This window comes from Bradyrhizobium sp. SZCCHNR1002, assembly GCF_032381435.1.
Classification (GTDB): domain Bacteria; phylum Pseudomonadota; class Alphaproteobacteria; order Rhizobiales; family Xanthobacteraceae; genus Bradyrhizobium; species Bradyrhizobium aeschynomenes.
Window position 1 is genome coordinate 2,692,022 of the sequence record NZ_JAUHIS010000001.1, and the last position, 11,104, is coordinate 2,703,125.

Below are 11,104 nucleotides of genomic sequence, written 5' to 3' on the forward strand. Positions count from 1 at the left end.
CGATCGATGCTCAGTAAGCTCCGTCTTACCCTCCCCGCATTGTCTTCGCTGCCGCGCTGTGCCGGCTAATCAGGCCAGCGATGTCGAGACCCGGGATGGCGCCGTCGACCACGGTCCAACGGCCGCCAACCATCACGCGATCGGCGCGGTGCGCGCCACACAGCACCAGCGCGGCGATCGGATCGCCGGCGCCAGAGAAGCGCAGCTCGTCGAGCTTGAACAGCGCCAGATCCGCGGCCTTCCCCACCGCGATCTCACCGAGCTCGAGCCGACCGACACAGGCGGCTGAGCCCTTGGTTGCCCAACGCAAGGCATCCTTGTGGCTGATCCGGCCAACGCCATAGCGCGCCCGCTGCAGCAGGAAGGCGGAGCGCACCTCCTGCATCAAATTGGAGCCGTCGTTCGACGCCGAGCCGTCGACGCCGAGGCCGATGCCGACACCCGCCTCCTCCATCTCGCAGACCGGGCAGCAGCCGGAGGCGAGCAACTGGTTCGAACAGGCGCAATGACTGATGGTGGTCTTCGCCTTGCCGAGCCGCTTCATCTCCTCGGCATTGAAGAAGATGCCGTGTGCCAGCCAGGTGCGCGGGCCGAGCCAGCCGTTCTGCTCGAGATAGTCGAGCGGACGGCACCCGAACATCTCCTCGCAGAAGCGGTTCTCGTCCTCGGTCTCGGCCAGATGCGTGTGCAGGCGCACGTCGAGCTTGTCGGCCAGCGCCGCCGTCTTCTGCATCAATGAGCCTGTCACTGAGAACGGCGAGCACGGCGCCAGCGCGATCTGCACCATCGCGTCCGGCCCGCGCTCGTGATAGGCCGCGACCACCCGCTCGCTGTCGGCGAGGATCGTATCCTCGTCCTGCACCACGCGGTCAGGCGGCAGGCCGCCGTCGCGTTCCGACAGGTTCATCGAGCCGCGCGTCAGCAGCACGCGGATGCCGAGCCGCCTGGCCGCGGCGACCTCGATGCCGACGGCATCTTCGAGGCCGGCTGGGAAGACATAGTGATGATCAGTCGTCGTGGTGCAGCCCGACAGCATCAGCTCCGCCATCGCCAGCGTGACCGCGGCATCGAGCGATTCCGGCGTGAGCTTCGCCCAGACCGGATAGAGCGCCTTCAACCAGGGAAACAGCTCGCGGTCCATCGCGGCGGGTAGCGCCCGGGTGAGCGTCTGGTAGAAGTGATGATGCGTGTTGATCAGCCCGGGGATGACGACATGCGCGCTTGCATCATAGGCCACAGCGCCCGGTGTCGCCGGCTCGGCGCCGGCCGCCACCAGCTCGACGATGCGGCTATCCCTGATGACGATCCCTCGCGCAGCGCCGTCGGCCAGGATGGCGAGCGGGTCCTTGATCCAGATCGGCGTGGTGCTCATGGCTGCCCTCGTCTCGCTGATTGCGCCTTCGTGTCGCCTGCCTGCAAGCGCAGGGCCAGCATCATCCTATTGCCAGTTGGCGTTGGTCTTGCAAGGATTTCACCGGCGAGATGCTGCGCCGATGAGCTTGCGTGACCATGGACCTGAACACCATCACCGAGGTCGTGCGCCCGACAACACGGGCCGAGTTGCCCGCCTGGAAGGCAGGCGATGCCTGGCTGGCCGGCGGCACATGGCTGTTCTCGGAACCGCAGGTCCAGCTGTCGCGGCTGATCGATCTCAGCGACCTCGCCTGGCCGGCTCTCACCATCGATGACCTGGGCCTCTGCATCGCCGCAACCTGCAGCGTCGCCGAGTTCGATGCGCTGCCCTGCCCGGCCGACTGGATCGCGGCGCCGCTGATCGACCAATGCTGCCGGGCGTTCCTCGCCTCGTTCAAGATCTGGAAGACGGCGACCGTCGGCGGCAATCTCTGCATGTCGCTGCCGGCCGGCCCGATGATCTCGCTGCTCGCCGCGCTCGAAGGCGTCTGCACGATCTGGAAGAATGACGGCACCGAGCGGCGCATCTCGGTCGTGGACTTCGTCACGGGCAACAATAGCAACGTGCTTGCGCCCGGCGATCTGCTGCGTCAGATCGACATTCCCTTGACCGCGCTGAAGCGGCGGACAGCGTTCCGCCAGATCGCGCTCAGCCCGGTTGGCCGCTCCGGCGCGCTGCTGATCGGCACGCAAGGCCGCGACGGCGACCTGCTGCTGACGGTGACCGGTTCGACCGTCAAGCCGCTGCAGCTGCGTTTCGGCACGATGCCGGACGAAGCCGCGCTGCGCGCCAGCATTCTCGGCGACATTCCTGATGCGCTGTATCATGACGATGTCCATGGCAAACCTGCCTGGCGCAAGGCGATGACCTTGCGTCTCGCCGAGGCGATCCGCGCCGAGCTCGCAGGCGTCAGGCCATGAGCGTGATCGTCAATGGGAGAGCCGTCGAATCCGTCCCGCGTCCCGGGCAATGTCTGCGGACGTTCCTGCGCGACACCGGCCATTTCGGCGTCAAGAAGGGTTGCGACGCCGGCGATTGCGGCGCCTGCACCGTGCTGCTCGACGGCGAGCCGGTGCACAGCTGCCTGATCCCGGCCTTCCGCGCCGATGGCAAGGCGGTCACGACGGTCGAAGGCCTCGCCTCCGATGATGGCTTGCACCCGATGCAGCAGGCGTTCCTCGATGCCCAGGCGTTTCAATGCGGCTTCTGCACCGCGGGCATGATCGTCACCTGCGCCTCGCTCAACCAGGCTCAGAAGAAGGATCTCGGCGCTGCCCTGAAGGGCAATCTCTGCCGCTGCACCGGCTATCGCGCCATCGAGGACGCGCTGCTCGGGCGGACCCATGTCGAAGAGGTCGTGGCCGGCGAAGCCTTCGGCCGCAGCCTGCCCGCTCCCGCAGGGCCCGACGTGGTTCAGGGTCAGGCGCGCTACACGTTCGATACGGCGATCGGCGGCCTGTTGCACATCAAGCTGTTGCGCTCGCCGCATGCCCATGCACGCATCATCGGGATCGACAGGGCGGCAGCGTTGGCGGTCCCCGGCGTGCATGCGGTGCTCACGCATGAGGATGCGCCGGCCGTGCCGTTCTCGACGGCGCGCCACGAGCAGGCCTGGATGGATCCGGCCGACACCCGCGTGCTCGACGATGTCGTTCGCTTCGTCGGCCAGAAGGTCGCCGCCGTGGTCGCCGACAGCGAGGCCGCCGCCGAGGAAGGCTGCCGACGGCTCGTCGTCGACTACCAGATCCTGCCGGCGATCGTCGATCCCGCCGCCGCGACCGCGCCCGGTGCCCCCGTCATTCACGCCGGCCGTTCGACCGAGCATCGCATCGCCGACGTCAATCGCAACATCGTCGCCGAGACCCATGGCGAGTTCGGCGACGTGGCTGCCGCCCTGGCCTCGGCCGCCGTGACCTACGAAGGCACGTTCACGACGCAACGCGTTCAGCATGCCGCGCTGGAGACGCATGGTGGTCTCGCCTGGCTCGACGGCGAGGGTGTGCTGAACGTCCGCTCCAGCACCCAGGTGCCGTTTCTGACGCGCCGGGCCCTTGCCGAGATCTTCGCGCTCGCCCCGGACAAGGTCCGCGTGTTCTGCGAGCGCGTCGGCGGCGGCTTCGGCGGCAAGCAGGAGATGTTCGTCGAGGACATCCTGGCGCTCGCAGCGCTGAAGACCGGCCGCCCCGTGAAGCTCGAATTCACCCGTGAGGAGCAGTTCATCGCCACGTCGACGCGGCATCCGATGCGCGTGACGGTCAAGGCCGGCGCCGACCGGGATGGCAAGCTGACCGCGCTGCAGCTCGACGTGCTCTCCAATACCGGCGCCTATGGCAATCACGCCGGTCCCGTGCTGTTCCACGCCTGCGGCGAGTCGATCTCCGTCTACAATTGTCCCAACAAGAAGGTCGACGGGATCGCCGTCTACACCAACACGGTGCCGGCCGGCGCCTATCGCGGCTACGGCTTGCCGCAGACCACCTTCGCCGTCGAAGCTGCGATCGACGAGCTCGCTCTGAAACTCGGCATCGACCCCTTCGAGATGCGCCGCCGCAACATCGTCAGGCCCGGCGATCCGATGCTTGCCCCGCCCGGCTCCGGGCACAGCGACGTGCTGTACGGCTCCTACGGGCTCGACCAGTGCCTTGATCTCGTCGAGCGCGCCATGGCCGAAGCCACGCCGACACCGGAACTGTCGGACGAGTGGCTCACGGGCGACGGCATCGCGCTGACGATGATCGACACCGTGCCGCCTGACGGCCACATCGCCGATGCCACCATCAGCCTGCACGACGACGGCGGCTTCACGCTCACCGTCGGCACCGCCGAGTTCGGCAACGGCACCAGCACCGTGCATCGCCAGATCGCCGCGACCGTGCTGGGCACCACGGTCGACCGCATCGCACTGAAGCAGTCGGACACCGCCCATGGCGGTCACGACACCGGCGCCTACGGCTCGACCGGCACCTTCGTTGCGGGCCGCGCCACCCAGGCTGCGGCCGAGGCGCTGGCCGCCGAGCTCAAGGGCCTCGCCGCGCAGCGCTGGAGCGTCGCTCCGGCTGATTGCGTGATCGCAGATGATGCGATCAGCTGCGGCGCTCGTCGTCTCTCCTTCGCGGAGCTCGCGATGGCCAACGGATCGTCCCTCGCCGCCAGCGGCCATTCGCGGGGCACGCCGCGGTCGGTCGCGTTCAACGTCCAGGGCTTTCGCGTGGCCGTGAACAAGCACACCGGCGTGATCGAGATCCTCAGGAGCGTGCAGGCGGCGGATGCCGGCCGCATCGCCAATCCTATGCAGTGCCGCGGCCAGATCGAGGGCGGCGTGGCGCAAGCGCTGGGTGCTGCGCTCTACGAGGAGATCGTGATCGACGACACCGGCCGCGTGGTCAATCCGCGCTTCCGCGACTATCATCTGCCATCCTATGCCGATGTGCCGCGCACCGAGGTGCTGTTTGCCGCGACCAATGACGCGATCGGCCCGCTGGGGGCGAAGTCGATGAGCGAGAGCCCGTACAATCCGGTGGCGGCTGCGCTGGGCAACGCGTTGCGCGCGGCGACGGGCATCCGCTTCACATCCGTGCCGTTCAAGCCGGACCACCTGTTTCCGCAGTTGCAGGAGACGTTCGGCGACTGAGATCGTTCTGGGGACCTGGGGGGACACATGAGCAAGGATATTCATCCGGTCGACGAGATGCTGCCGGTGCCGAAACTGCTCGCGCTCGGCTTGCAGCACGTTCTGGTGATGTATGCCGGCGCGGTCGCGGTGCCGCTGATCATCGGCCGGGCCCTGAAGCTGCCGCCGGAGGACGTCGCCTTCCTGATCAGCGCCGATCTGTTCGCCTGCGGCCTTGCCACGCTCGTGCAGTGCATCGGCTTTCCCGGCGTCGGCATCCGCCTGCCCGTCATGATGGGCGTCACCTTCGCCTCCGTCGGTCCGATGCTGTCGATGGCGGCCTCGCCTGACATCGGCCTGCTCGGCATCTACGGCTCGGTCATTGCCGCCGGCATCTTCGGCATCATCGTCGCGCCCTTCATCAGCCGGCTGCTGCCGCTGTTTCCTCCCGTCGTGACCGGCACCATCATCATGATCATCGGCATCTCGCTGATGCGCGTCGGCATCAACTGGGCCGGCGGCGGCCTGCCGACCATCACCAAGGTGGTCGACGGCGTGCCCGGCGCCTTTCCCAATCCGAACTACGGACAGTTGCAGGGACTCGGCATCGCGCTGTTCGTGCTGCTGTTCATCCTTGGTCTCATCAAGTGGGGCACCGGCTTCCTCGCCAACGTCTCGGTGCTGCTCGGCATCGTCGCCGGCGCCGTGCTGGCCACGCTGCTGGGCGTGATGCATTTCGACAAGGTGGCGGCAGCGCCCTGGGGCGCGCTGGTGATCCCGTTCAAGTTCGGCGTTCCGCAATTCCAGCTCGTGCCGATCGTCACGATGTGCATCGTCATGATCGTGGTGATGATCGAATCGCTCGGCATGTTCCTGGCCCTCGGCGAGATGACCGGCAAGACCGTGGATCGCGAGGCGCTGTCGCGCGGGCTGCGCGCCGACGGCCTCGGCACGCTGCTGGGCGGCATCTTCAACACCTTCCCCTACACCTCGTTCTCGCAGAATGTCGGGCTGGTCTCGGTCACCGGCGTGCGCACCCGCTGGGTGACGATCGCCGGCGGCGTCATCATGCTGCTGCTCGGCCTCCTGCCGAAGATGGCCGCGCTGGTCGAAGCCGTGCCGCAGGTCGTGCTCGGCGGCGCAGGCCTCGTGATGTTCGGCATGGTGGCGGCGACCGGTGCGCGCATCCTCGCCAATGTCGACTTCAAGACCAACCGCTTCAACCTGTTCATTGTCGCGATCTCCGTCGGCTTCGGCCTGATCCCGCTGGTTGCTCCCCGCTTCTTCCACGCCTTGCCGAAGGACCTGCAGCCGCTGCTGGAGTCCGGCATCCTGCTGTGCGCCGTCGTCGCCGTGCTGCTGAATGCCTTTTTCAACGGGCTCGGCAGCGGCAAGGCCGCGGAGGCCGATGCGGCGGCTGCTGCGTCGTCCGCGCAGCACGTCTGAGGCCGGGGATGGCTGCGCTACTGCTTCGGCCGGCGGTCGTAGGACCAGCCGAACAAGCCGCTCCGCTCGGTCTCGGGCTCCGGCTCGGCGACCGGAGCGGGCTGCGCCGGCGGCGCGGCCGCCTGCGGCGACGACGCGGGCGCGACCGGCTTTGGAATGCTCTCGCATTTCATCGAGTAAACCAGCTTGCCGTCCTCGGTACGTCCGATCGGCGCGCAGGCATCGGTGCGCTTGGCGGCGCCCTTCGGCGTGGTCTGGGCCATTGCGGCGTGTGTCAGGGCCGCCTGCGCCGCCACGAGAATCATCAGACCCAGTCTCTTCATCACAACCGTTCCGCTTTGCTTTCGAACTTATTGAACGCAATCGCTTTGCGGAAGTCCACTGCAACGAACACATAGAGCGGCGCGATCCGCACGCAAGTAGAACATACAAGGAGATGACCGCGCGATGTGGGCTTCGATCATATCGGAATGGCTGAGCCTGATCTTCCGCTGGCTGCACGTGATCGCGGCGGTGGCCTGGATCGGCAGCTCGTTCTACTTCATCGCGCTCGACCTCAGCCTGAAGCCTCGCGAAGGTCTGCCGAAGGGCGTGATGGGTGAGGCCTGGCAGGTCCATGGCGGCGGCTTCTACCACATCGTCAAATATCTGGTAGCGCCGGCGCAGATTCCAAGCGAGCTGACCTGGTTCAAATGGGAGGCCTACACCACCTGGCTGTCCGGCTTCGTGCTGATGATCGTGGTGTATTATCTCAATGCCGACCTGTTCCTGGTCGACAAGTCGATCCTCGATCTGACGCCCATCCAGGCCGGCCTGTTCAGCTTCGGCTCGCTGGCCCTGGCGTGGCTGCTCTACGAGGCCGCCTGCCGTAGCGGGCTGGCGAAGCACGAGCTGCCGTTCGCCATCGGCGGCTACGTCTTCCTGGTCGCGCTCACCTACGCCTTCACCCACGTGCTGAGCGGCCGCGGCGCCTTCAACCAGATCGGCGCCATCATCGGCACCATCATGGTCGCCAACGTGTTCGCGGTGATCATTCCCAACCAGAAGAAGATCGTCGCGGCGCTGCTGGCGGGCCAGGCGCCCGACCCCAGGCTCGGCAAGGCCGGCAAGGAGCGCTCGGTCCACAACAACTACCTGACCCTGCCGGTCGTCGTGCTGATGATCAGCAATCACTACCCGCTCTTGTTCGGTACCCGCTACAACTGGGCCATCGTCGCCATCGTGCTGGCGCTCGGTCCGGTCATCCGCCATTTCTTCAACGAGCGCCACAAGGGCAATCCGTCGCCATGGTGGGTGTGGGGCGTAGCCGCAGCCGGCATGATCGCAATCCTGCTGCTGTCGGCCGCCGGTCCGCGCGATACCAGGACGGCCGCGACGACGCGGCCGAGCTTCGCGCAGGTCGAGGAGATCGTGACCTCCCGCTGCAGCATGTGCCACGCCGCCGAGCCGGTGTGGGACGGCATCGTCGCGGCGCCCAAGGGCGTGCTGCTGGACAACGCCGACAACATCCGGCGCAACGCGCGGCTGATCGCGCGCAACGCCGCCTGGTCGAGCGCCATGCCGCCCGGCAACATCACCGAGATCACCGGCGAGGAGCGCGCCGTGCTGGCCGCCTGGGCCGGCGCGCAATAGCAGCGTCGTCTGTCGCCCTGCTTCACATCTCAAACAACCGATCTCGCCGCGTGCAGCGTTGCGATGAGTTCACGCGCGGCAGGCGAGCCCCTCTTTACTCACATCATTCGTCGGCAAGGAGACGTCGCACCACGGCGTTCCCGCGGCCCATCGGTCCGGGTTGTGCGTCATGTCCGCCCCATCAAACGAGAGGGCGCAGGGAAGGCCGGACCTCGGCTGAGGCCCGTGGCCCCCGTGCGAAAAAATTGCACGGGGCAGGAACCACAGGTACAGCCGGACAGACCCGGCCCTCCCTGCGCGATGGTCTTCACGCTTATGTCGCGCTCTCCTCGGTGTCCGGCTTGTTAGCCACCGTCACCCAGCGGATCATCATCCCCGCAGGGCTTGGCGCCAGCATCGGGGCGCCAGGACCACGCAATTTCGCGTCCGCGCCACAGCGATCGTCACACGCTGCCTTTCGCGGCCACCGCTCCCCACCTCACGTATCGTGACGACGCGTACGTCCCTCTTCACGAGGCGGGATGGCGACAGACAACCACATCTTCCGATAAAACGAAAGACGAATATTTTTCGCCGAGAGACTGGACAGGGCAAATCAGCCTGAAACGATTTGCGAAAATCGCCTGGCCGCGCACGCGATCGAGATGCCTCGGCAGGCAGTGGCGGCATCGCTTCCGCCAAGGACATCGACTGCGCCGGCAGGCGAGCTGACGGCGGCCCGTCCCGTGACGTTCGATGGCTGTGGTCCCGGCTCGCACCCGACGACGCTCTGCGTCCGCGGCAACGTCGCCGGGATGACAACGACGAATGAAGCTCTCTCCGCGGTCATTGCGACGCGCATTTGCGGTGAAGCGTGCAGACCTCGTCTGCGACAATCAACACACGCAAGACGAGCAACCGCACGCGGCTCGAGACAGCTCCGTCCCCTCGCGACTGTTGCGCGAAGTGAACTCTGCAACAGCCGGATTTTCGCAACGGGCAGTTGAACTGCTACGCGTGCGACGACGAATGAGTTCGAGCACGTTCGATTGTCGGCATGACCTTGCGGCAAAATTTACCACCCATCTGGACGCGGCTTGGCGGCAGGCATGATGACGCTACAGTGGCGCCAACAATCAGCTCTTAGCGAAACGCCCCATCATGTCGATCTCCGTCAAAGGCCGGCTGGCCATTGCCGCGCTCATCGCGCTTGCCTGCTTCGCAGGATCGGTGCTGAAGCTCTATCTGGGGCTGCTTTTCGTCTCGCTGCTGGTGAGCTTCGCCGTTGTCGGCGTCGTGGCCTGGCTGGTCGAACGGCTCGCGCGGCAGCGCAACTCGAACGGAGAACGGCGGCGGCGCCACCGCCGTCGCTACTCAGGCGGCATCGCGGCCTCCAAGCCGCTGCCGATCACGACGGTAGATCATGTCGACACGCATTCGACGGCGAGGCGTCTGTGATGAGCAGGATGCGTGGCCTCGCGGCGGCGTCGTTTCTCTGCCTGATCAGCGGCATCGCCGCGGGCGCGGAGCGGCCGGCCTTCTCCGTCGTCGACCATCCATCGCAGGACGGCCGCTGCAGCGACGATCGAGGGCGCGGCGATCTCGACCGCTCGGAGACGGCCTGCCTCGCCCAGATCCCGAACGTCGCGCAACGCAATGGCTCCGCACTGAAGCTGACCTTTCGCAATGGCCACACGCGCGTCTATCGAAATCAGGACGCCAAATGCGCAAGCGGTGACGCCAAGGGCTGCGTCAAGTTTCAGCTCACCGGCTATTTCCCCGATCATGATCTGATCCTGCTCGAATGCGGCCGTCTGGATGGCGTCGACTGGCTTCTGGTGCGCGGCGACACCGGGGACGAAATCGGCATCGTCGCCCCGCCGCATTATTCGCCGGAGAAGCGCTGGCTGGTGTCGGTCGCATCGCGGCAGAGCCGCTCGGGGCCGGCTGACGGCATCGATGTCATCCCGGCGAAACGCGATCGGAACCTGAAGGACTGGCATCATCGCACGCCGGAGGATGGCAAATGGCGCTACGAGTTCGAACGCTGGGACAACGAGGATCAGATCGTCCTCTCGGCCAAGCCGGTCGGGGACACGGCGACGCCGCACCTGGTGGCGATCCATCGGAGGAAGAACGCGTGGCTGTTCAAGTAGCTGCGCTGATCGCGTCGATACGCCGCCCTTACCTCACCGCTTCGCCCGCTTCCGCTTCGCCTCCAGCGCGATCAGATAGGTCGCCATCATCTCCGGCAGCGCCGCAACGACGACGTCGCGACTGCGCGGGTCCTGCTCACGCGTGAACAGCAGCGTGCCGAGCACGACGGCGTCGAGCGTCGTGGCCGCCTGCGGACCCAGCTCCTCCCCGAGCTTGGCGCGCATGACGCGATCGATGACGGCCCTGAACTCGGCATGCATGGTCTGGTCGTGCAGGTCGAGCGTGGCCAGCGCATCGGGATGACGGACAAAGTAGCGGATCGCCCAGCCGATCAGTTGCTCGACGACCTCGGCGGGCGACAGGGCGGCCCACTCCGCATCGCTCCGCTGCAGCACGCGATCGAACGCCGGCTGGAGCTCGGCATCGTGTCGCTCGGCGAGAGCGTCGAGCATCTGCCCCTTGTCGCGGAAGAAGTGATAGACCGAGCCGATCGAGGCGCCGGCGCGCTCGGCTGCGGCGTGCATGCTCACGGCCGCGAGGCCGGATTCCGCGATGAGGGCGGCTGCGGCATCGAGCAGTTGCTCGCGGCGCTCGCGTCCACGAGCCTGGCGCGGCTCGCGCGCCGACGCCCGCGCAGCCCCCTCTTTGTCCGCTAGATCTTTTCGTCGCACGTCACGTTCACACTCTGGTTTCGCAGTTCGCGGGAGTCCCCCGCAAAGGCGTCATCCCGACCGGCCTTCCGGCGGATTGGCTGGCATGCGTTATTTTAAACCCGTCAACAGGAATGTTACTAGACATTTTTTTCTAGAAATGATTGTCTAATTCACGTGCTGTCAAGGGGATGGTGCTCAGCTTGTTCCCCTACG

At 66.5% G+C, this 11,104-nt stretch carries 9 protein-coding genes; 6 read left to right on the plus strand and 3 right to left on the minus strand.

Annotation, left to right across the window (positions count from 1 at the left end):
• Positions 1–25: 25 nt before the first annotated feature.
• Positions 26–1,372 (minus strand): 8-oxoguanine deaminase, encoded by a 1,347-nt coding sequence (locus QX108_RS12170; RefSeq protein WP_315782143.1) that lies wholly within the window; start codon positions 1,370–1,372, stop codon positions 26–28.
• A gap of 137 nt (positions 1,373–1,509) precedes the next feature.
• Here QX108_RS12170 and QX108_RS12175 point away from each other — a divergent pair, with 137 nt between their 5' ends.
• Genes QX108_RS12175 through QX108_RS12185 form a run of 3 tightly spaced genes read left to right on the plus strand, consistent with a single transcriptional unit; the run spans position 1,510 to position 6,470 of the window.
• Positions 1,510–2,334 (plus strand): FAD binding domain-containing protein, encoded by an 825-nt coding sequence (locus tag QX108_RS12175; protein WP_315782275.1) that lies wholly within the window; start codon positions 1,510–1,512, stop codon positions 2,332–2,334.
• Entirely contained in the window at positions 2,331–5,045 is a 2,715-nt protein-coding gene (locus QX108_RS12180) for a molybdopterin-dependent oxidoreductase (protein ID WP_315782145.1), read from the plus strand. The genes QX108_RS12175 and QX108_RS12180 overlap by 4 nt, the downstream gene beginning before the upstream one ends.
• A 27-nt stretch (positions 5,046–5,072) precedes the next feature.
• Entirely contained in the window at positions 5,073–6,470 is a 1,398-nt protein-coding gene (locus QX108_RS12185; RefSeq protein WP_315782147.1) for a nucleobase:cation symporter-2 family protein, read from the plus strand.
• A 17-nt stretch (positions 6,471–6,487) separates the two neighbouring features.
• Here the strand turns inward: QX108_RS12185 and QX108_RS12190 are convergent, their stop codons facing one another.
• Positions 6,488–6,793, minus strand: a complete 306-nt coding sequence (locus tag QX108_RS12190; RefSeq protein ID WP_315782149.1) for a hypothetical protein — start codon at positions 6,791–6,793, stop codon at positions 6,488–6,490.
• 124 nt (positions 6,794–6,917) lie between these two features.
• Here QX108_RS12190 and QX108_RS12195 point away from each other — a divergent pair, with 124 nt between their 5' ends.
• The 3 genes from QX108_RS12195 to QX108_RS12205 all read left to right on the plus strand — a co-directional run bounded on the left by QX108_RS12195 (position 6,918) and on the right by QX108_RS12205 (position 10,237).
• Positions 6,918–8,102 carry a urate hydroxylase PuuD gene (locus tag QX108_RS12195; protein WP_315782151.1) on the plus strand — a complete coding sequence of 395 codons (1,185 nt, stop codon included), beginning with the start codon at positions 6,918–6,920 and terminating at the stop codon, positions 8,100–8,102.
• A gap of 1,140 nt (positions 8,103–9,242) precedes the next feature.
• Positions 9,243–9,539 (plus strand): hypothetical protein, encoded by a 297-nt coding sequence (locus QX108_RS12200; RefSeq protein ID WP_315782153.1) that lies wholly within the window; start codon positions 9,243–9,245, stop codon positions 9,537–9,539.
• Positions 9,539–10,237: a hypothetical protein gene (locus QX108_RS12205; protein ID WP_315782155.1), complete on the plus strand. Its 699-nt coding sequence runs from the start codon at positions 9,539–9,541 to the stop codon at positions 10,235–10,237. Before QX108_RS12200 ends, QX108_RS12205 begins: the two co-directional genes overlap by 1 nt.
• 33 nt (positions 10,238–10,270) lie before the next feature.
• On the opposite strand, the gene QX108_RS12210 is transcribed toward QX108_RS12205, so the two are convergent.
• Positions 10,271–10,909 (minus strand): TetR/AcrR family transcriptional regulator, encoded by a 639-nt coding sequence (locus QX108_RS12210; protein ID WP_172112265.1) that lies wholly within the window; start codon positions 10,907–10,909, stop codon positions 10,271–10,273.
• Positions 10,910–11,104 lie beyond the last annotated feature (195 nt).

Excerpts from the sequence above, each read along its gene's own strand:
- QX108_RS12200 (WP_315782153.1), top strand. The coding sequence starts at position 9,243 with ATGTCGATCTCCGTCAAAGGCCGGCTGGCCATTGCCGCGCTCATCGCG.
- QX108_RS12195 (WP_315782151.1), top strand. The coding sequence starts at position 6,918 with ATGTGGGCTTCGATCATATCGGAATGGCTGAGCCTGATCTTCCGCTGG.
- QX108_RS12185 (WP_315782147.1), top strand. The coding sequence starts at position 5,073 with ATGAGCAAGGATATTCATCCGGTCGACGAGATGCTGCCGGTGCCGAAA.
- QX108_RS12180 (WP_315782145.1), top strand. The coding sequence starts at position 2,331 with ATGAGCGTGATCGTCAATGGGAGAGCCGTCGAATCCGTCCCGCGTCCC.
- QX108_RS12170 (WP_315782143.1), bottom strand. The coding sequence starts at position 1,372 with ATGAGCACCACGCCGATCTGGATCAAGGACCCGCTCGCCATCCTGGCC.
- QX108_RS12205 (WP_315782155.1), top strand. The coding sequence starts at position 9,539 with ATGAGCAGGATGCGTGGCCTCGCGGCGGCGTCGTTTCTCTGCCTGATC.
- QX108_RS12190 (WP_315782149.1), bottom strand. The coding sequence starts at position 6,793 with ATGAAGAGACTGGGTCTGATGATTCTCGTGGCGGCGCAGGCGGCCCTG.
- QX108_RS12175 (WP_315782275.1), top strand. The coding sequence starts at position 1,510 with ATGGACCTGAACACCATCACCGAGGTCGTGCGCCCGACAACACGGGCC.